The organism is Mycolicibacterium sichuanense, assembly GCF_033741125.1.
Lineage (GTDB): Bacteria > Actinomycetota > Actinomycetes > Mycobacteriales > Mycobacteriaceae > Mycobacterium.
Genome location: NZ_JAWQPU010000005.1, coordinates 440672 through 461300 on the forward strand (window position 1 = coordinate 440672; position 20629 = coordinate 461300).

Here is a 20629-nt window from a genome sequence, read left to right on the forward strand (position 1 = left end):
TGTGCGTGACGAATTGGTGTGGATCGATTGCGAGATGACGGGCCTCGACCTCAAGTCCGACCGGCTCATCGAGATCGCGGTCCTCGTCACCGACGGGGAGCTCAATCTGCTCGGTGACGGCCTCGACGTCGTGATCCACGCCGACGACGAAGCCCTGGACGGCATGGTCGAGGTGGTCGCCACCATGCACCGCAAGTCCGGGCTCACCGAGGAGGTGCGGGCGTCGACGATCGACGTGCCCACCGCCGAGACGATGGTGCTTGACTACATCCGCGGACACGTGAAGCAGGCCAGGACCGCCCCGCTGGCGGGCAACTCGATCGGCACCGACCGCGGCTTCATCGCCAGGGACATGCCCGCGCTCGACGACTTCCTGCACTACCGGATGATCGACGTCAGCTCGATCAAGGAGCTGTGCCGCCGCTGGTATCCGCGCATCTACTTCGGCCAGCCGGACAAGGGCCTCGCGCACCGCGCCCTCGCCGACATCCACGAGTCGATCCGCGAGCTGAAGTACTACCGCAGTACGGCGTTCGTCGCCCCGCCGGGACCGTCGACCACCGACATCGCGGCCGTCGCAGCCGAGCTCGGACCGCCCGCACAGGCCTGACGACCTGCTGATTCGGCCGCAGCCCACCCAACCGGCTAAGATCGACGGGCCGTCTCGACGGCAATGGTGGCTGTAGTTCAGTTGGTAGAGCACCAGGTTGTGATCCTGGCTGTCGCGGGTTCGAGTCCCGTCAGCCACCCAGCAGGTCGGAGGGCGTTCGCGCCCTCCGACTTTCTGCTCGGTGGGGTGAATTCGTCGGCGATCAGGCTTGGTCGTGCGGCGTGACCTGGTACCCGTCGGGGTCGGCGAAGGTGAACGTCCGGCCGAATGGCCCGTCGACGGCCACGTCGTCGCTAGACGTTGGCGTTGCCGGCCTTCCACTGCTCCCACGGGACGTTCCAGTCCCCCAAGCCGTCGGTGCCGGGCAACACCGAGCCGACGGTGTTGACCACCTCGACGATGTCGCCACGCTTGGTGTTCTCGTAGAACCACTGCGCGTTGCTGGTGCTGACGTTGAGGCAGCCGTGGCTGACGTTGCTGTAGCCCTGGCTCCCGACCGACCACGGCGCGGCGTGCACGTAGATGCCGCTGTAGGACATCTGGGTGGCGTAGTCAACCTCGGTGCGATAACCGTTGGGCGAGTTGGACGGCACGCCGTAGGTCGAGGAGTCCATCACCATGTGCGAGAGCCGGTCGCCGACGATGTAGGTGCCGTTGTTGGTCGGGGTGCTGTTCTTGCCCATCGAGATCGGCATCGTCTTGACCACCTCGCCGTTGCGGCGCACGGTCAGCGTCTTGGTGGTGTCGTCGGCCGTCGCGATGACCTCGTCGCCGATGGTGAAGTGCGTCGCGACGTCGTCCTGGCCGAACAGGCCGTCGCCCAGGTCGACCCCGTAGGTGTTCACCGCCACGTCCACCGTCGTGCCCGGCTTCCAGTACGACTGTGGGCGCCAACGGACTTCGCGGTTGTTCAGCCAGTAGAACGCCCCCTCGACGGGCGGGTTCGTCGTGACCTTGATGGCCCGCTCGGCAGCGACCCGGTTGGGCACGTTCTCGTCGAACCGGATCGCGATCGGCTGCCCGACCCCGACGACGTCGCCGTCGTTGGGCAGCACGTAGGGCATCGTCAGGTTCTCGGGCGAGTGGGTCTGGAAGGTCATGGTGCGGGTGGTCACCCCGCCCAGGCCCAGCGACTGCGCGCTGAGCCGGTACTTCTTGTTGTAGCCGAGCGGGTCGGTGCTGACCCACTGCAGCCCGTCGGGGCTGAGCCGCCCCGCCACCGTCGCGCCCGACTCGTTGGTCATCGTGACCGTCCCGAGCACGCCGTCCTCGGCGCTAACCGTCACCGGCGCGTCCACCGTCACCCCTACCGCGCCGTCGGTCACCGACGCCGCGAGCTTGGGCACGAGCAGATCACCGAACGGTGTGCCCTTGTCGGCGATGGTCTCCGGCTGTGGCGGGGGCGACTTCGCCCCACCGCAGGCACTGACCCCCAACACCACCGAAGGAACCAGCAGAACCGCGGCCAGCCAGCGGCGCGCCCGCTGCGGACGGGTCAGCGATCCGGCCTGCCACATGCGCAAATACCTTCCCACCGAAGTTCTCGTGAACTTCCCAACTACTTGCCAGCAGTCTAGGGGAATCCCCCGACACGGGTGATCTCGCGCGCAACCGCCCGGTACCGCGGTGGCCACCGGATTTCACCAAGCGCCCCGGGACTGTTATCGTCTCTCACGCGCGCCGTTAGCTCAGTTGGTAGAGCAGCTGACTCTTAATCAGCGGGTCCGGGGTTCGAAACCCTGACGGCGCACCACACGAAACCCTGCTGCGGCAGGGTCTTCGTCGTTTCGGGGTCGACGCGCTCGCCTCGTCAGTCCAGTGCCATGTCCCAGAACGCCACCTCTTGGGTCAGCACGTCGCGCACCAGGGTCTCGTGGTCGTCTGGGGCCGCCAGCGCACCAAGACCGTCGACGTAGTCGGCGAAGCCGGGCGCCGTCCAGTGCTCGATGAACTGTCCGAACGGCGAAGCGGACGAGGCGGCGGCCGACCAGCCAGCAGATACACCCGTTCGAGCACCCACAACGCCGTCAGCGCGGCGTCGACGGGCTCGGCATCCAGGCGGGCGAGTAGCTCCAGATAGGCCAGGGTCGCGGGCAACGCCGGCTGCGCCAGATCGATTCCGCGTCGCCCAGCCTGCTCCTCGAACCAATCCAGCTCGGCGACCAGCGCGACGCATCCGCCCGCGAGCACCGCCTGAGCGGGCCGCGGCGCACGCGCCAACAACCTGGCCTGGAAGGTGAGCAGGGCGCCGACGAACGACGCGTCTTGAGCCAGCCAGCGGTCGAATGACGCGTCGGTGATCGTGCCATCGCGCACGGCTCCGAGGAACCGGTGGTGCGTGGCCGCCGTCCACAGGGAGTCATGCACGCCCGAACCCTATCCGGTGATCGTTGGTTAGGACGGCTATCCGCGGGCCGCGACGGGCCGGCGCAATGGGGTCCGAAGCGGCCCCTCAACAGGTCAGGAGCCGCGCCGCCACTACCGTCGTCCGACACGGCGACATGCATAGCGGCTGACGGACGGGTAAATTAACTCTCGGATTCGCGACCGTTCCGAAGTCGGATGTGCTGAGATCGCCGGGCGTTGACACGATTTTGCGAGCGGCAAACTCATCGAGCCGTAGGCCAAGAGCTCTACCAGCACAAACAGTCTCGTTTCGAGTGCGCCGGAGTCGGGTATGGATGCTACGATGGTGTTAGCTACGAATTGGACGCGCGGTCACGCCGCTCTTTATCTGAGAGAGGAACGAGGTCTTAGCTGATGTCGACCGCAAGCGCGGCCCGTTCCGCAGTCTCGCCGACCGTCGAGGTCGATGACGACGCGGTCGAACAGCGCGTCGTCGTCTACGACTGCACTCGAATCGGCCTGACGGCCAACCCGCCCGGATTCTCGTTCGCCGACTTCTTCCGCTTCGGCCGACGACGTCCCTGAGCAGCCGCTTCAGCGGTTCCTGATCCGCTGGATCACCAGCACCACGACGATGGTTCCCAGACCCGCGAGCGAGACCGCCACCACTGGCTTCTTGACGAACTGCACGACACCGGTCTTGACGTCGTCGGCGATGCGCGCCGGATTCGCCCGCTCGGCGAGGGCATCCACCGTGCTCGCAAGTTGCTCACGCGCCACGTCGATGTCCTGCTTGATCTTGTCGGGATCCCGGTCCGCCACGTCAGCCCCTTCAATCGCGTTGCTGTCTTGGGGAATTACCCTAGAGCAGCCCCGCGACTCCCATGTAACCGCAGTCGCGCACCGGCCAACCGAAGGGACACACCCATGGCACCGACCCCTCGCCTCGCGGTGGGCGACAAGGCCCCTGCCTTCAGCCTCACCGACGCCGATGGAAACACCGTCAAGCTCAGTGACTTCAAGGGACGCAAGGTCGTCGTCTACTTCTATCCGGCTGCGTCGACACCGGGCTGCACCAAGCAGGCCTGCGACTTCCGCGACAACCTGGCCGAACTCAACGACGCCGGTCTGGACGTCGTTGGCATCTCCCCCGACAAGCCAGAGAAGCTGGCGAAGTTCCGCGACGCCGAGGGGCTGACGTTCCCGCTGCTGTCCGACCCGGACCGCAAGGTGCTCACCGCGTGGGGCGCGTTCGGCGAGAAGACGATGTACGGCAAGACCGTTCAGGGCGTCATCCGGTCGACGTTCGTCGTCGACGAGAAGGGCGACGTCGAGGTGGCCCAGTACAACGTCAAGGCCACCGGCCACGTCGCGAAGCTGCGCCGCGACCTAGCGGTCTAGCGCGCCGAGCGCCTCCAGCAGTAGCGCCTCCGACGTCGCCGCACGCTCGAGCACCCCGAGATCGAGGCTCTCGTCGATGCTGTGCGCCTGGGTCGCCGGGTCCTCGACGCCGGTCACCAGGATCTTCGCCTCGGGGAACGCCGCCGCGAACGCCGCGATGAACGGAATCGAGCCGCCGACCCCGGCGTCGACGGCATCGGACCCCCACGCCGTGCGAAAGGCGGCCCGCGCGGCGTCGTAGACGGGCCCGCTGGCGTCGATGGCGTAGGGCTGCCCGACGTCACCCGGCGTCACGGTGACCTTCGCGCCCCACGGCGCGTGCCGTTCGAGGTGGCGCGTCAACGCCCGAAGGTGCTCGCCGGCGTCACCGCCCGGCGCCACGCGCATGCTGACCTTGGCCCGCGCCCGTGGGATCAACGTGTTGGACGACTTCGCGATCGGCGTCGTGTCGATGCCGATGACCGTGATCGCCGGCTTGGCCCACAGGCGGTCGGTCACCGATCCCGAGCCGATCTCGGCGACACCGTCGAGAATGCCGGTCTCCTCACGCACGCGCTCGGGCGGGTAGTCCACCGCGGCCGCCACGCCCTGGTGCAGCCCGGCCACCGCGACGTTGCCGTCGTCGTCGTGCAGGCTGGACAGCAGACGCACCAGCGCGCTGAGCGCGTCGGGCACCACGCCACCCCACATGCCGGAGTGCAGCCCGTGATCGAGGGTGGCGACCTCGACGACGCAGTCGGCCAACCCCCGCAGCGACACCGTCAGCGACGGGATCTCGGTGCTCCAGTTGTCGGAGTCGGCAATGACGATGACGTCGGCGGCGAGCAGGTCCTGGTGGGCGGCCAGCAGCGCTCCCAGTGACGGCGAACCGGATTCCTCCTCGCCCTCGACGAATACCGTGACACCGACCGGCAGGTCACCGTCGAAGGCCCTGATGGCAGCCAGATGCGTTGCGATGCCTGCCTTGTCATCGGCGGTCCCGCGGCCGTAGAGGCGGCCGTCGCGCTCGGTGGGTTCGAACGGCGGCGACACCCACTGGGCGGGGTCGCCCTCGGGTTGCACGTCGTGATGGGCGTACAGCAGGACCGTGGGCGCACCGGCGGGTGCGGGACGACGGGCGATGACGGCCGGTGCCCCACCCTCGCTGACGGTGCGGATGTCGTCGAAACCAGCCTGCGCCAACAACTTCGACACCATCTCGGCGCTGCGGTGCACTTCGGCGCGACGGGCCGGGTCGGCCCACACGGATTCGATGCGGACCAGATCCTCGAGGTCGGCGCGCACCGACGGCAGCACCGCCTTCACCCTGTCGACGAGATCGCTCATGGCACCGACGTTAGTCGCATCCGCCGTGGCGCGAGCGTGCGCCTTCTCCCGATTGTCCGCGGCGCGTCGTGTGCAGACACGCACGCTCGCGGAGGACAGGAGACGGCGCCGGGGGCTAGGACTCCAGGATCGCCACGGCCGCGGCGGTGTCACCGTCGTGGGTGAGCGACACGTGGATGGTGATGCCCCGCAGGTGCTCGGCGATGTCGCCGGACAGCCGGACCTTGGGCCGTCCCCACATGTCGGTCACGACCTCGATGTCGCGATGGATGCCCTCCGGCAGCATCGGCCGCTTGCTGAACCGCGACCCCGACCACGCCTTGATGACGGCCTCCTTGGCCGCCCAGCGCGCCGCCAGATGCCGTGCCGCAGAGGAACTCTTGTCCGCGGCATCGCGTCGCTCACCGGGGGTGAACGTCTCGGCGAACACCGTCCCTGGCTGGTCGACCTGCTCGGCGAAGGCGGTGATGGAGACCAGGTCGATACCGACCCCGACGATGCTCATGCCAGGAACGCTAGCCGAGCCCGTCGGGGCTTCCGCCACGGCCTCACGCCCCATACCAGCCATCCTCGCCCAGTCGCGACGCGGGATCGAGCAGCATGTTGGCTTCCTGCCGCTTCTCCGGGGAGTCGTGGTTGAAGCGCCGGTCGGCCGGCTTCTCGTACATCGCAGGTCCACCGGCGATGGCCGAGGCCAGCCTGCGCTGCCCCTCCAGGACACGGGCGCTGGCCCGCTTCCGGTAGTCCTCGCGCTGATCGCTGCTCAACGCCGCCAGGAACGCCTGCGGGTGTACCAGCGCCACCAAGCCGGACACGTGGCCGAAGCCGAGGCTGGTCACCAGACCCGCCTTCATCGGGAACTTGCCACCCATCTCCAGCGTCTCGCGCACCCACACGAAGTGCGAGGCGTGCGCCAGCTCGTCGTCGACGCAATCCAGGCTCCGGTTTGGCGGAATGACGCCATCGCGCAGCATCTGGCACATGCCCATCATCTGGAACGCCGCCGCGCCACCCTTCGAGTGACCGGTCAGGCTCTTCTGGCTGACGATGAACAGCGGAGCACCCGGCGAGCGGCCCAGCGCACCGGCCAGCCGCTCGTGCAGCTCGGTCTCGTTGGGATCGTTGGCCAGCGTCGACGTGTCGTGCTTGGAGACCACGGCGATGTCGTCGGGACCGACGCCCAGCTTGGCCAGGGACTTGGCCAGCTGCGACTGCCGACCGCCCCGACCCGCACCGAGCGCGCCGAGCCCGGGCGCAGGAATCGAGGTGTGCACGCCGTCACCGAACGACGACGCGTACCCGACGACCGCCAGCACCGGCAGACCCATCTCCAGCGCCAGGTCACCGCGGGCCAGCAGGATGGTGCCACCACCCTGGGACTCCACGAAGCCCAGCCGGCGACGATCGTTGGCGCGGGAGAACTTCGAGTCGCTGATGCCCTTGGCACGCATGACCTCGGTATCCGCCGTCGCCGCCATGTCACCGAAGCCGGTGACGGCCTCCAGCGTCAGGTCGTCGTAGCCACCGGCCACCACGAACTCGGCCTTGCCGAGGCGGATCTTGTCGACGCCCTCCTCGACCGAGACCGCCGCCGTGGCACACGCCGCAACGGGGTGGATCATCGCGCCGTAGCTACCGATGTAGGACTGCACCACGTGGCCTGCGAAGACGTTGGGCAGCACCTCCTGCAGGATGTCGTTCGGCTTGTTCTGCCCGAGCAGGTTGCCGTGATACATCGTCTGCATCGACGTCATCCCGCCCATACCGGTGCCCTGGGTGCTGGCGACCAGGCTGGGATGCACCCAGCGCATGAGCTCGGTGGGGGTGAACCCGGAGCTCAGGAACGCATCGACGGTGGTGACCAGGTTCCACAGCGCCACCCGGTCGATCGAGCTGGCCATGTCCTGGTTGATGCCGTAGACCTTCGGGTCGAACCCGGTGGGGATCTGCGCACCGACGGTGCGCGACATCTTCACCGTGCGCGGCACGCGGATCTCGGTGCCCGCCTTGCGAGTGACCTGCCAGTCGGAGCTGTCGGGCACCGGTGAGATCACCGTGTGCTCGGGATCGAACTTGGCGAAGCCACGGGCGTCGGCCTCCGAGGACACCACGAAGGTGAAGTCCTTCTCGAGGAACACCGAAACCAGCAGCGGTGCAGCAAGATCGGCGGGAATCGCACCGTCGTCGACGAACTCGCGGATGCCGACCCGCTCGATCACGACGTCGTGGTAGCGCTCCACCAACTCGCTCTCGTCGACCAGGTCGCCGCTCGCGGTGTCGTACCAGCCCGGCTTGGGATCGTCCTCCCACTTGACCAGACCGGTCGTCCAGGCGAGCTCGAGCACACCGGCAGCCGACAGCTCACCGGAGACCTCGACCTCGAAGCGCGTTCGCGACGAGCCGTAGGGCCCGAGCTCGGCGCCACCGACGATCACCACCATGTCGGCGGGGTCGACGTCGAGGTCGTTCCACGCCGGCGCCGGCGCCGCGCTGTAACCACGCGGCGGCGAGGGCAGCGCCTTGATGGTGCTGCCGTCGACGTCATCGTCGGACGACGCGGTACCGCTCTCGGCGCTCATGTCCTCGCGGGCCTTGGCAGCCAGTTCGGCCATGTCGATGTCGATCTCACCCAGTCCACCGGTGAGGTCCTTGAGGATCGGCTCGCGCGCCGCGGCCACCTTGGACTCGACGTCGCACAGGTCGAGCAGCATCGAAGCCATCTGCTCGGTGGTGTACGTGGTGACACCGGCCTCTTCGACCGCACCAACGATGGCGTCGTTGTGACCCATCAGACCGGTGCCCTTGGTCCAGCCAATGAGAGCGTGCGCCAACGAGACTCGCTGCGACCACGAGGTCTCCGCCTTCCAGCGGGTGACCAGTGCGTCCAGCCCGGACTTGGCCTCGCCGTAGGCGCCGTCGCCACCGAACATGCCGCGGTTCGGCGAACCGGGCAGCACGACGTGCAGGCGCGAGGCGATGTCGCGGTCGGCGCCGATGTGCGACAGCCCTCCGATGAGCCGCTGCACGGCCCACAGCAGAACCTTCATCTCCATTTCCGAGCGCGCACCCGCCTCGGAGAGATCGCCGGCGACCCGCGGTGCCGCGAACGGGAACAGCAGCGTCGGCGTCAGAGCGTCCTTCAGGTGAATCGACTGCGGCCCAAGGCTTTCCGTCTGCTCGCTACCGACCCAGTTCACCAGTGCGTCGATGTCGGTGTAGGAGGCCATGTTGGCCGGGGTCACCCACAGCGTGGCACCGAAGCGGGCGTTGTCGCGGTAGAGCTCCTTGTAGAACGCCAGCCGCTCGTCGTCCAGCTTCGAGGTGGTCGCGATGACCGAGGCGCCGCCGTCGAGCAGCTGCGCGATGACCGACGCGGCGATGGAGCCCTTGGAGGCACCCGTGACGACGGCGATCTCGTTGCCGTAGCGACCGGCACCGGGGTTCTCGGCACCCGCGGCGGCACGCCCGTAGAGCGACGCGTGCACGTTGCGGCCGGCGGCCAGGGCCTTGCCCTGCCACCAGTTCGCCTGCTGGGCGACGACGTGGCCGGCGGCCTCGAAGCGCTCGGACAGCCGGGGCCACTCGGCCTCGATCTCGTCCTCGTCCCTCAGCCACAGCCTGGCCAGATCCTCACGGGCGCTGGCCCAGCGGTCGTCGAACAGCACCGCCTTGCGGCCGTCGAACGTAGGTGCCACCAAACGTGGCCAGTCCGAGCCGAGTTCGGCGCTGACGAGGTCGACCAAGTCGGCGTCGCTGACCGTCTCGCCGACGTTGACCGGCGCATCCAGACCCAGCTGACCGAGGATCATCCTGGCCGCCGAGGCCAGCACGCCGTCGCGGCCGGTGACCTGTTCGGCGAACTCGGCGAGCGCGGCGGAGTCCACCACACCCGCACCGCCGCCGGCGGTCGACGGGAGCGAGACCGAGATGCCGCGGCGGGCCGCGACGGCCGTGACCGCCGCGTCGATGACCCGGTCGACGGTGGCCGCGTCGGGAAGCGCGCCGTCATGCAGGTGGCCGAGATTGCCACCGCGGACGCTGGTGCCCTCACGGGTGCCCAGCGCAAGCTCCATCGTGACGTGCTTGACCCAGCCATCGCCGAGTTCCCAGGTCTTCTTGACCCGTTCGGCGATCGCGGCGGGACGCTTGCCCGAGGGGCCGAGCACCGTGCGCAGCTGATCGTTGACCGCATCGGAGAGCACCGGGCCGAAGGGCTTGTAGGTCCTGGCCAGCTTGGTGACCTGAGCCTTGAGTCCGGCCAGATCGGCCTCGGCGGCGCCGTCGATGGCGCCGAGGTTCAGCTCGGAACCAAGGTCGACCAACAGCTGGTTGCGTCGCGAGGACGCCCCGTCGGTGATGGACTCGATGGAGTCCAGCGGCTCGACCTGGTCGACGCGCATCTTGGCCGACAGCGCGATCAGCGACAGCGTCGCATCGTCGGCGCCGAAGGCGATGTCGTCGGGACGCGGCCCGCCCGAGGGAGCGGCAGGAGCAGCCACGGGGGCGGGAGCCGCCGCGGCGGCCGGGGCGGGGGCATCGCTCGCGGGTGCGGGCGCGGCCTCCTCCAGGTCTGGCTCCGGATCGGTGTCGGTGGCGAACAGCACCGCTGCGTCGCGCTCGGCGTTGAGCACCTCGGTGGTGTTGTGCGAGTACTCCGGCAGCTTCAGGGTATTGGTGGCCAGTCCGGCGACCGTCGGAGCGTTCTTCACACCGATCTCGACGAACCGCTCGATGCCGAGACCTCCCGCGGCCTCCTCGATGAACAGCAGGTCCTGAGTCTCGATCCAGCGAACCGGGCTGGCGAACTGCCAGGCCAGCAGCTCGATGACGATCTTGCGGCACAGCTCGCGCGGCCGCTCGTTGCGCCAGGTGTCGTAGTCGGCGAGGATCTCGTCGAGCGGCTCGGCCGGCACCAGGTCGCGAATCTCCTGGACGAAGTCGCGATCCAGGGTGAACGGCCGCGGCACCAGGTTCGGGATGTACTTGCCGATCAACAGCTCTGGATCCGCGTCGCGCGGCATGACCCGCTCCAGCGAGCGCCGGAAGTCGGCGACACCGACGCGCAGCACCTCCGAGTGGAACGGCACGTCAATGCCGGGGACCAGGATGAACGAGCGCTTGCCGCCGGAGATCTCGCGGCGCTTCTCGATCTCCTCCTCCAGTACCTCGAGACCGTGCACCGTGCCGGCGATCGCGTACTGCGACCCGCGCAGGTTGTAGTTCACGATCTGCAGGAATTCACCAGTGCGCTCGGCGATCTCGGCGACCCAGTCGGTCACGTCGTCGTCGTCGAGGTCGATCTGCGACGGCCGGATCGCGGCCAGCCGGTAGTTGGACCGGCCGTTCTCGTCGCGCGGCACGATGTCGTGCATCTTGCTGCCGCGGTGGAACACCACCTCCAGCAGCGCCTCCAGCGGGTATACGCCGGAGACACAGGCCAGGGCCGTGTACTCGCCGACGGAGTGACCGCACGCGATCGCGCCCTCGACGAAGGCGCCCTGCTCGCGCATCTCGGCCACCTGGGCGGCGGCCACCGTCGCCATGGCGACCTGGGTGAACTGCGTGAGGTACAGCACGCCCTCGGGGTGGTGGTAGTGCACGCCGCTGGCGATCAGGCTGGTCGGGTTGTCGCGCACCACGTGCAGCACCGAGAAGCCGAGGGTGTTGCGGGTGAACTTGTCCGCGGTATCCCAGACCCTGCGGGCCGCCTTGGAGCGGGCGCGCACGTCCATGCCCATGCCCTTGGACTGAATGCCCTGGCCGGGGAAGGCATAGACGGTCTTGGGCGCCGCCAGCTGCGCGGTGGCCGACATCACCAGGTCGGAACCGACCTTCGCGGTGACCTCGATGATCTCCGCGCCACGGTCGATGCCGACGCGGTCGACCCGGAAGTCGATCTCGTCGCCGGGCATCACCATGCCGAGGAAGCGCGAGGTCCAGCCGACCAGACGGGCCGGCGGAGTGGCCCTGCCGTCGGTGGCGGTGACGACGTGCTGCGCCGCGGCCGAGAGCCACATGCCATGCACGATGGGCGATTTCAGACCGGCCAGCAGAGCCGCCGCACGGTCGGTGTGGATGGGGTTGTGATCACCGGAGACCACGGCGAAGGCACTCATGTCCGTCGGCGCGGTGACCGTGACGTCACGACGACGGCGCCGGGGCGTGTCGGTCGCGTTGTCGGTGATGGCGCCACCGGCGCGGGCCGGATCGGTCAGCTCGGCCGGGCCGGTGCGGCCACGGATGGCGAACCGCTCCTCGAGCTTGGCGAGTTCGGTTCCCTGGGCATCGCAGATGGTCACCTCGACCGGCACGACGCGGCCGACCTCGGTATCGACCGCGGCCGAAGCCGTTGCGGTGACGGTCAATTCGGCCTTGGTCGTCGGCATCGGCGCCAGCAGGTGCGCCGCATGGTCCAGGTGCACCAGGCTGAGCAGACCCTCGACGACCGGGAAGCCGCTCTCGGTGACTGCGGCACCGATGACGGAGAAGACCGCAGGCCAGCAGCGGCCGACCAGCGCGTCGGGCACCAGCGTCAGGCCGGGGGCCAGCGGGGCGCCGAACGTCGCTGTGACACCGGTGTGGTCGGCCACCTCCTCGGGATCCCAGGAGACGGTCAGCGTGGTGCTGTCGTTCACGACGGCAGGCAGCGCGTCCACGCCGTCGACGCCCGCGGCGATCGCCAGCACCGCCCGCATGGCCTCGGACGCGTCCTCGGTGGTGACCACCGGCATGCCGCCGTCGACCGTGGCGGCCGGCAGGGTGAACCTGATGGTGATCCAGATGTCGGACAGCGGCACGCTCAGCGTGACCTGCTCACCCGCCAGCTCGAGCCGCGCACCCGTGGAAGGGTGAGTGGCCGACCGGTTTTCGTTGACCTGCCACTCGCTGGGGGCACCGATCCGGTGCACCGGGTTGATCGCGGCGCGGCCCGCCCACAGCACGTCGGGCGAGTCGAGCACGACGGCCAGCGGGCCGGTCACGTCGGCCCGGGCCTGGCGGCGCGAGACCACCGACACCGGCTGCGCTCCGGCGGCCAGCACCTCGTCGATCGAGGCCTGCTCGAAGCGGTTCAGCAGATCGCCGACGGGCTCGTCGACACGCGTGATGCCGGCGACCGCCTCGGTGCCGGGGATGATGCACACCTGATCGGCGGTGTAGCGCGCGTCGTGGGCCTGCCACAGTGAGTCGCTGCGCCACCAGCGGCGCACGTCCTTGTCGATCACCGGCACGAAGTTGACCGGCTTGCCGAGCGTCTTGCACAGGGTGATGAAGAACGGCACGTCGGCCGGGTGCAGCTTGACCTCGTCGGCGTCGGCGTACCGCGACACCAGGACCGCCAGCGCACGCTGTGGATCCTCCAGCAGCGCTTCCCCTTCGGCGTCCACGGTGAACAGGGTCTCGATCGGGCCCGAGTCCTGCGGGTGCAGCCGGGCCTCGGCGCGCTTGAGCATCTCCTCGAAACGGTCACGCCAGCTGATGTCGAGCCACGGCGAGTCGTCGCGCTTGGAGTCGGCGGTGCTGTCGCCGTCGCCGATCGCGAGCTCGACGTAGCGCTGCAGCCACTGCAGGTAGGTCATGTCGGCGACGTCGCCGAAGTAGGGCTTGGCCGTCTCGGCCATGGCCGCGATGATCTCGTCGCGACGCTCGGCGACCGCGTCGACGTCACCGGCGACCTCGTCGAGCAGGCGCCCGCAGCGCGAGGCCGCGTTGTCGATCTCGTGGATGTCGGCACCGAGCTGGCTGCGCCCGGAGGCCATGCCGCCCTGCGCCTTTCCTGCGCCCACCCAGCTGTCGGTGCCGGTGGTCTCGACCAGCAGCTGCTTGACCGCCGGCGAGGTGGTGGCCTCCAGCGTGGCCATCGCGGCGGTGCCGACCAGGATGCCGTCCACGGGCATGATCGGGAAGCCGTAGGCCTGCGCCCACCGGCCGGACAGGTAGTCGGCCGCGCGCTCGGGCGTTCCGATGCCGCCGCCGACGCAGAGCGTGATGTTGGGCAGCTTGCGCAGGTCACCGTAGGTGGAGACCAGCAGGTCGTCGAGGTCCTCCCACGAGTGGTGGCCACCCGCACGGCCGCCCTCGACGTGGACGATCACTTCCTTGGTGGGCACCTCGGCGGCGATCTTGATGACCGACTTGATCTGCTCGACGGTGCCCGGCTTGAAGCACACGTGGGTGATGCCGACCTCGTTGAGCTCCTCGATCAGCGCGGTGGCCTCGTCGAGCTCGGGGATGCCCGCGGTGACGACCAGCCCGTCGATGGGCGCGCCCGACTGGCGGGCCTTCTGCACCAGGCGCTTGCCGCCCACCTGCAGCTTCCACAGGTACGGGTCGAGGAACAGGGAGTTGAACTGCACGGCGCGGCCGGGCTCCAGCAGCGTGGTCAGCTCGGCGATGCGGTCCTCGAAGATGGGTTCGGTGACCTGACCGCCGCCGGCCAGCTCGGCCCAGTGGCCGGCGTTGGCGGCCGCGGCGACGATCTTGGCGTCGACGGTCGTCGGCGTCATGCCGGCGAGCAGGATCGGCGACCGCCCGGTGAGCCGGGTGAACTTGGTCGAGAGCTTGGTCGAGCCGTCCGGCAGGGTGATCACCGACGGCGCGTAGCTCGACCAGGCCGGCGGGACCTCGGGTGCGGCTCCGACGGTGAACAGGTTGCGCTGACCGACGCGGGTCGCGGCCGGCACCAGGCCGACGCCGAGACCGCGGATGACGGGGGCGGTGACGCGGGTGATGGTGTCGCTGGGCCCCAGATCGACGATCCAGCGGGCGCCGGAGGCGTGCAGACGCTCGACCTCGGCCACCCAGTCGATGGGACGCACGAAGATCGATTCGGTCATCTCGTGGGCCATGTCGGCGTCGATGCCGACCTTGGCGGCCCAGGTGTCGACCAGGCCGACCCCCTCGGCAAGGCGCGGCGTGTGGAAGCCGACCTCGACCTGGACGCTGGCGAAGGACGGGCTGAAGACGGCGCCGCCGCGCAGCTTGTTCTTGCGCTCGGCCTGTTCGCGCTCGGTGATCTTGCTGCAGTAGAGCTCGAAGCGGGACAGCTGCTCGGGCGTGCCGGTGATGACCACCGAGCGCCGGCCGTTGCGGATGGACAGCACCGGCGGCAACACAGTGCGGACGTCGGAGGAGAACTCCTCGAGGAGTTCGGCGATGCGGTCCGGGTCGGCATTGCTCACCGACACCATGGGGGACTTGTCACCGCGGCCGACCATGCCTCGGCGGCGGGAGATGAGGGATCCGGCGGCGCCGATCAGCTGGAGAAGCGCCAGCAGTTCGGCGTCCTTGGCGCCCTTGGTGCGCAGCGACTCGCAGGCCATGATGCCCTGGGAGTGGCCGGCCATCGCCAACGGCGGGGTGCCGAACAGGTCGAGGCCCTGATGGGTCAGCGCCCGGATGGCGGCCATCTGGGTCAGCAGGATGCCGGGGCCGGAGATCGCGGCGGTGGTGAGCTGCTTGGAGTTCGGCAGCGGCTCGTCGGCGGCCAGCGCGCGCACCCACTGCATGGGTTCGAAGCCGATCGGCCGGACCACGACGAGCTCGCGTGCGACGGGCTCGAGCAGCAGCGCGGCCTCGCCGATGACCTCGCTCAGTTCGGACTCGATGCCGGCCGAGCTGATGAGCTCCTCGAGGTTCTCCAGCCAGTTGCCGCCCTGGCCACCGAACGCGACGGCGTACGGCTCACCCGCGTTGAGCTGGTCGACGAGCGCGTGCGCACCCGTCTGCACCGGGGAGCCGTCGGCCGGACCACCCTTGCGGCCGGTGGTCACCCTGTCGTGTTCGTTGATCGTCACGTCTTGCCATCTCCTCGGTGCGCTGTCGCGCGTATCGCTTGCGTCTGCGCGGACTCGTTCTTCCGTGTCCTCTGCGATGAGGTCCCCGCGCCCCTGCGGGGTTCCGCGCTCGTCGTGTCGGGGTGAGATCCCGACGGGCTCAAGTCACTTCTGGGTGGGTCCAAAGGGGTGGACCAACCGCCATAAGAGTGTCATAAGAACCTGCACCATCTTCGCCCCCGAAATGGTTACTGGCGAGTTCTACGCACGGGTAACCACGCAATGCGTAACGCGGACTTCGCGGCGCCTTCCGAACCTCCGGTACAAACGTCCTGCTTGCAGGTGGTTACGGTTGAGTAGCAATAACGGTGCAGATCAAAGCAGTATTGTTACCGAATCGTTATGTTGCTTTTTGGCGCTGCCCGCTCCGGCATCGGGATCTCGAACGACTCGACATCGACGCCCTTGGTGTCCACCCAATCGGCAGCCCGCCGAAATCCAGTTTGCTGGAGAAACTTACTGATCGGTAACGTTTAGTTCCAGCGACCGAAGCGCGGCTTGCGGACGTAGTCGACGTCGACCCCCGCTCCGTCCACGCTGCGCGCGTCGATCTCGACCTGACGCAGGTGTGCTGCGGGATGGGTGTAGCCCTTGGGCGGGCCCCAATCGTGCTGCCAGAGGTACGAGCCGAGACCATCGTGGAGAGCCCAGTCGATCGTCTTCGAGTTGGCGTACACCTCGACCCGCTGGTGTCCCAATACCGCTTCCCACCCGCGCAGATACGGTGCGACCTGCTGTTTGGACTGCTCAGCGGTGGGATCGTCGTCGATCGAGGCGCAGATCGGAGCACCCCTGGGAACCGCCGGCCGCCAGGTGGTGTTGCCAGCCACGCTTGGCGTGCAGCACGCCGGCAGCCTGCCCACCCAGCCGGTCCGCACCGTCCTGCTTGCCGAACTGGTAGCACGACACGATCTTCAGGCCGTTCTGGTACGGGTCGCGGGCCTCGGGTAGCTGTATCGGCTTTCCGAGCATCCAGTCGCCCCCGGGACGGCGATCCGACAAGTAGCCGATGGCCGCCATCGCCACGGGATGTGACAGCCATCCCATCATCCCCAGTTATGTCACTGGCCACATCCGTATCAGCTGACGTCCCCGGAACGAAAACCGTCGAGCAGTTGGCGTCACGGCTCGGAATCCGTACGTTGCGCTGCGGCACGAACGACGGATCCATACGATTCAGCCCATGCCAACCGGCCCTCGCGAACCGCAGATCGAACTCCTGGGCGTGCGCAAGGTGTTCGCGGACACGATCGTGGCCGTCGCGGGCGCCGATCTCACCGTCGAGGACGGCGAGCTGTTCGCGATCCTTGGACCGTCCGGCTCCGGCAAGACCACCGTGCTGCGGATGATCGCCGGATTCGAACAGCCCACCGAGGGCACCATCCGGCTCGGCGGCATGGACGTCACCGACCTGCCGGCCCGCCTCCGCGACGTCAACACCGTCTTTCAGGAGTACGCGCTCTTCCCCCACATGACCGTCGCGCAGAACGTCGAGTACGGCATGAAGGTCAAGGGGGTGCCCAGGAACGAACGGCGCACCCGCGCAGGCGAGGCCCTCGAGATGGTCCGGCTCGCCGACTTCGGCCCACGCAAGCCGGCGCAGCTCTCGGGCGGACAGCGGCAGCGGGTCGCACTGGCTCGCGCGCTGGTGGGTCGCCCCCGGGTGCTGCTGCTCGACGAGCCACTCGGCGCGCTGGACCTCAAACTGCGTGAGCAGATGCAGGTGGAGCTCAAGGCCATCCAGCGCGAGGTAGGCATCACCTTCGTCATCGTCACCCACGACCAGGACGAGGCCCTCACCCTGAGCGACCGGCTCGCGGTGTTCAACGACGGGCGCATCGAACAGGTGGGACGGGCCCGCGAGGTCTACGAGAACCCGGTCAACCGGTTCGTCGCCGACTTCGTCGGTACGTCCAACGTGCTCGACGGGGCCGCCGCCGAGGCGCTCGTCGGACGCCCCGGGGTCTTCGCGGTCCGACCCGAGCGCATCGCCGTGCTGACCACCGGCGGAGCGGCCGCACCCGGCAGCCGGACCGTCGACGCCACCGTCTCCGAGGTCATCTACGCGGGCCCGACCACCCGCGTCGCGGCGGTCGCCGCGGGCGGGGTCACGCTGACGGCGACCGTGCTGAATGCCGCCAGCGCGCTGCCAGAGGACCTCGGTCACGGCACCCCGATCACGCTGGCCTGGCCCGACGGCGCGGTACATGACCTGAACAACTGAATTTCGTTGACACCCAATCGAATCGAATTGAACGGAGAGCGCCCATGAAACTGACTGCGATGCGGATCGGCTTCACCATCGCCGCGTGCGCCGCCCTCGTCACCGCCTGTTCCAGCTCGCAGTCCGGAGGTGGCGGTTCGGCGGGCACCACACCGCCCAAGATCGACAAGCTGGGAGCGCTGGGCAACGGTGAGGGCCAGCTGAACCTGATCGCATGGGCGGGTTATGCCGAGAACGGTTCGAACGACAAGACGGTCGACTGGGTGACGCCGTTCGAGAAGGAATCCGGCTGCAAGGTCAACGTCAAGGTCGGCAACACCTCCGACGAGATGGTGCAGCTGATGCGCACCGGCCAGTACGACGGCGTGTCCGCCTCGGGTGACGCCACGCTGCGGCTGATCTACGCCGGGGACGTCGCACCCGTCAACACCTCGCTGGTCCCCAACTACGCCACCATCTCGCCCTTCCTCAAGGACAAGCCGTGGAACTCGGTGAACGGGCAGATGTACGGCATTCCGCACGGGTGGGGCGCCAACCTGTTGATGTACAACGTCGGCGTGGTCAACGACGCCCCCGACTCCTGGGGCGCGGTGTTCACCGACGCCGGCAAGTACAAGGGCAAGGTCACCGCGTACGACTCCCCGATCTACATCGCCGACGCCGCGCTGTATCTGATGAAGACCAAGCCCGAGCTCGGCATCAAGGACCCGTACTCACTGACCGAGGACCAGCTCAACGCCGCCGTCGACCTGCTCACCAAGCAGCGCGAGAACATCAGCGAGTACTGGTCGGACTACACCAAGGAAGTCCAAGCCTTCGAGTCCGGCACCTCGGTGATTGGCACCACCTGGCAGGTCATCGCCAACACCATCGGCACCGATAACAAGGTGCAGGTGAACACGGTGCTCCCCAAGGAGGGATCCACCGGGTGGTCGGACACCTGGATGGTCTCGTCGAAGGCCGCCCATCCCAACTGCATGTACGAGTGGATGGACTGGATCACCTCGCCGAAGGTGAATGCACAGGTGGCCGAGTACTTCGGTGAGGCGCCCGCCCAGACCAAGGCTTGCGAGTTCACCAGCCAGAAGGACTTCTGCGAGATCTACCACGCCACCGACGAGGCCTACGCCGCGCAGATCCACTACTGGACCACGCCGCAGAAGCAGTGCGTCGACGGCAGCGGGAACGAGTGCACGGCCTACGACGAGTGGGTCAGCAAGTGGCAGCAGATCAAGGGGTGACGGCACCCGCCCCGACCACCAGGACGGGACGGCTTGGTCTGCTGTTCCTGCTGGTGCCACCCATGGCCTGGCTGGTGATCGCCTACCTGGGTTCGCTTGCCGTACTGCTGGTTTCGGCCTTCTGGACCACCAACTCGTTCACCGGCGCGGTGGTGCACACCATCACCGGCGACAACATCGTCCGGGTCGCGACCGACGCGGTGTTCCGAACCGTCACCGTACGGACCGTCGGCGTGGCACTGCTGGTCACCGTGCTCTGCGCGGTGCTGGCCGTTCCGCTCGGGCTGTACATGGCCAAGGTCGCCTCACCCCGGATGCGCCTGGCGCTGGTGGTGGCCGTCACGACACCGCTGTGGGCCAGCTACCTGGTCAAGGCCTATGCCTGGCGCGTACTGCTGTCCCCCGAGGGGCCGTTGCAGTGGGCCACCGGATATACGCCCGGCTATGGCCTGACCGCGACGGTGATCACGCTGACCTACCTGTGGCTGCCGTACATGATCATCCCGGTGTTCGCCGCGTTCGAACGGGTCCCGAACTACCTCGTCGACGCCAGCTCCGATCTGGGCGCCTCGGACCTGTCCACACTGCGAATGGTGGTGGCGCCGTTGGTATTCCCCGGCATCGCCGCGGGCTCGATCTTCACCTTCTCACTGTCGCTCGGTGATTACATCGCCGTGACCATCGTCGGGGGCAAGACGCAGATGCTCGGCAACATCATCTACGGACAGCTGGTCACGGCCAACGACCAGCCGCTGGCCGCGGCGCTGTCGATCATCCCGCTGGCGGCCGTGATCCTGTACCTGCTGGCGATGCGGCGCACCGGCGCACTGGAGAACGTCTGATGCTGTCCGGTCGCGCGCGCAGCGTGGTCCGGGCGTGGACCGTGCTGGTGTTGGTATTCCTGTATGCACCATTGCTCTTGGTGGTGGTGAACGCCTTCAACGCCTCCCGGACTTTCGCCTTCCCGCCGAGCGGTTTCACTCTCCGCTGGTGGGCCGACGCCTGGAACAGCGAAGGCATGTGGACCTCACTGGCGAACTCCGTGGTGGTGGGTCTCGGCGCCACCGTGATCGCGCTGATGCTCGGCACCATGATCGCCTTCGCCGTGCAGCGCCACCGATTCTTCGGCCGCGACGCCATCAGCTTCCTGGTGGTGCTGCCGATCACGCTGCCTGGCATCGTCACCGGCATCGCCCTGAACGCCACCTTCACCTCGGCGCTCGGGGTCACGCTCGGCCTGGCTACCGTGATCGTCGGCCACGCGACGTTCTGCATCGTCATCGTGTTCAACAACACCCAGGCCCGATTGCGCAGGCTCGGAACCGATCTCGAGCATGCCTCCGCCGACCTCGGCGCGTCGACCTGGCAGACGTTTCGCTACGTCACGTTCCCGATGATGCGCGGCGCGCTGGTCGCCGGCGCGATCCTGGCCTTCGCGCTCAGCTTCGACGAGATCGTGGTGACGACGTTCACCGCGGGCCCGGCGGTGCAGACGCTGCCGATCTGGATCTTCGGAAACCTGTTCCGCCCCAACCAGGCTCCCGTCATCAACGTCGTCGCGGCGGCACTGACGGTGCTCGCGATCATCCCGGTGTGGCTGGCTCAGCGCTTCGGGGGCGACCCCGCCACCACCAGGGTGTGAGATGGC

The 20629-nt window shown here is 68.2% G+C and carries 13 protein-coding genes, 2 tRNA genes and 2 pseudogenes; 9 read left to right on the plus strand and 8 right to left on the minus strand.

The features are described from left to right. Position 1 precedes the first annotated feature (1 nt). Together orn and SBI80_RS18030 are read left to right on the plus strand one after the other, a co-directional pair. Positions 2–610, plus strand: a complete 609-nt coding sequence (gene orn, locus SBI80_RS18025) for an oligoribonuclease (protein ID WP_318976166.1) — start codon at positions 2–4, stop codon at positions 608–610. A gap of 66 nt (positions 611–676) precedes the next feature. After that, a tRNA-His gene (locus SBI80_RS18030) sits at positions 677–749 on the plus strand. A 63-nt stretch (positions 750–812) separates the two neighbouring features. Here the strand turns inward: SBI80_RS18030 and SBI80_RS18035 are convergent. Continuing rightward, positions 813–890, minus strand: a pseudogene (locus SBI80_RS18035) (VOC family protein); the annotation flags it as partial. Between the two features lie 13 nt (positions 891–903). After that, on the minus strand, positions 904–2127 hold the full coding sequence (locus tag SBI80_RS18040; protein ID WP_318976167.1) for a L,D-transpeptidase: 1224 nt from the start codon (positions 2125–2127) through the stop codon (positions 904–906). Between the two features lie 160 nt (positions 2128–2287). Between SBI80_RS18040 and SBI80_RS18045 the strand changes: the two genes are divergently transcribed. Continuing rightward, a tRNA-Lys gene (locus SBI80_RS18045) sits at positions 2288–2363 on the plus strand. 95 nt (positions 2364–2458) lie between these two features. Here SBI80_RS18045 and SBI80_RS18050 read toward each other — a convergent pair. Continuing rightward, entirely contained in the window at positions 2459–2977 is a 519-nt protein-coding gene (locus tag SBI80_RS18050) for a TenA family protein (RefSeq protein WP_318976168.1), read from the minus strand. A gap of 393 nt (positions 2978–3370) precedes the next feature. On the opposite strand from SBI80_RS18050, the gene SBI80_RS18055 reads away from it, so the two are divergent. Beyond that, the gene (locus tag SBI80_RS18055; RefSeq protein ID WP_318976169.1) at positions 3371–3541 is read left to right on the plus strand and encodes a hypothetical protein; all 171 of its coding nucleotides are present in this window, start codon (positions 3371–3373) and stop codon (positions 3539–3541) included. 9 nt (positions 3542–3550) lie between these two features. Here SBI80_RS18055 and SBI80_RS18060 read toward each other — a convergent pair whose 3' ends face one another. After that, the gene (locus SBI80_RS18060) at positions 3551–3778 is read right to left on the minus strand and encodes a DUF3618 domain-containing protein (protein WP_318976170.1); all 228 of its coding nucleotides are present in this window, start codon (positions 3776–3778) and stop codon (positions 3551–3553) included. 105 nt (positions 3779–3883) lie between these two features. On the opposite strand from SBI80_RS18060, the gene bcp reads away from it, so the two are divergent. Continuing rightward, positions 3884–4357, plus strand: coding sequence for a thioredoxin-dependent thiol peroxidase (gene bcp / locus SBI80_RS18065; RefSeq protein ID WP_318976171.1), 474 nt, complete (start codon positions 3884–3886; stop codon positions 4355–4357). Here bcp and SBI80_RS18070 read toward each other — a convergent pair. The 4 genes and pseudogenes from SBI80_RS18070 to SBI80_RS18085 form a co-directional block, all read right to left on the minus strand. After that, the gene (locus SBI80_RS18070; RefSeq protein ID WP_318976172.1) at positions 4346–5683 is read right to left on the minus strand and encodes a dipeptidase; all 1338 of its coding nucleotides are present in this window, start codon (positions 5681–5683) and stop codon (positions 4346–4348) included. The genes bcp and SBI80_RS18070 overlap by 12 nt on opposite strands. 115 nt (positions 5684–5798) lie before the next feature. Next, entirely contained in the window at positions 5799–6188 is a 390-nt protein-coding gene (acpS, locus tag SBI80_RS18075) for a holo-ACP synthase AcpS (protein ID WP_318976173.1), read from the minus strand. Between the two features lie 43 nt (positions 6189–6231). Further along, positions 6232–15477 carry a fatty acid synthase subunit beta domain-containing protein gene (locus tag SBI80_RS18080; RefSeq protein WP_413232742.1) on the minus strand — a complete coding sequence of 3082 codons (9246 nt, stop codon included), beginning with the start codon at positions 15475–15477 and terminating at the stop codon, positions 6232–6234. Between the two features lie 512 nt (positions 15478–15989). Then, positions 15990–16539: pseudogene (locus SBI80_RS18085) on the minus strand (DUF1906 domain-containing protein); the annotation flags it as partial. Between the two features lie 160 nt (positions 16540–16699). Here SBI80_RS18085 and SBI80_RS18090 point away from each other — a divergent pair. From SBI80_RS18090 to SBI80_RS18105, 4 genes are read left to right on the plus strand one after another with little or no spacing between them, the layout of a single operon-like run. Then, positions 16700–17740, plus strand: coding sequence for an ABC transporter ATP-binding protein (locus tag SBI80_RS18090; RefSeq protein ID WP_318976174.1), 1041 nt, complete (start codon positions 16700–16702; stop codon positions 17738–17740). A 44-nt stretch (positions 17741–17784) separates the two neighbouring features. Continuing rightward, complete coding sequence (locus SBI80_RS18095) at positions 17785–18981, plus strand: ABC transporter substrate-binding protein (protein ID WP_318976175.1); 1197 nt, start codon at positions 17785–17787, stop codon at positions 18979–18981. Continuing rightward, positions 18960–19823, plus strand: a complete 864-nt coding sequence (locus tag SBI80_RS18100) for an ABC transporter permease (RefSeq protein WP_413232743.1) — start codon at positions 18960–18962, stop codon at positions 19821–19823. The genes SBI80_RS18095 and SBI80_RS18100 overlap by 22 nt, the downstream gene beginning before the upstream one ends. Beyond that, positions 19823–20623, plus strand: a complete 801-nt coding sequence (locus tag SBI80_RS18105; RefSeq protein ID WP_318976176.1) for an ABC transporter permease — start codon at positions 19823–19825, stop codon at positions 20621–20623. The genes SBI80_RS18100 and SBI80_RS18105 overlap by 1 nt, the downstream gene beginning before the upstream one ends. The last annotated feature ends 6 nt before the right edge of the window (positions 20624–20629 follow it).

What these genes read in the sequence shown, in the direction of transcription:
- bcp (WP_318976171.1), top strand. Translation starts at nt 3,884, where the DNA reads ATGGCACCGACCCCTCGCCTCGCGGTGGGCGACAAGGCCCCTGCCTTC.
- SBI80_RS18055 (WP_318976169.1), top strand. Translation starts at nt 3,371, where the DNA reads ATGTCGACCGCAAGCGCGGCCCGTTCCGCAGTCTCGCCGACCGTCGAG.
- SBI80_RS18090 (WP_318976174.1), top strand. Translation starts at nt 16,700, where the DNA reads ATGCCAACCGGCCCTCGCGAACCGCAGATCGAACTCCTGGGCGTGCGC.
- SBI80_RS18040 (WP_318976167.1), bottom strand. Translation starts at nt 2,127, where the DNA reads ATGTGGCAGGCCGGATCGCTGACCCGTCCGCAGCGGGCGCGCCGCTGG.
- SBI80_RS18095 (WP_318976175.1), top strand. Translation starts at nt 17,785, where the DNA reads ATGAAACTGACTGCGATGCGGATCGGCTTCACCATCGCCGCGTGCGCC.
- SBI80_RS18070 (WP_318976172.1), bottom strand. Translation starts at nt 5,683, where the DNA reads ATGAGCGATCTCGTCGACAGGGTGAAGGCGGTGCTGCCGTCGGTGCGC.
- SBI80_RS18105 (WP_318976176.1), top strand. Translation starts at nt 19,823, where the DNA reads ATGCTGTCCGGTCGCGCGCGCAGCGTGGTCCGGGCGTGGACCGTGCTG.
- acpS (WP_318976173.1), bottom strand. Translation starts at nt 6,188, where the DNA reads ATGAGCATCGTCGGGGTCGGTATCGACCTGGTCTCCATCACCGCCTTC.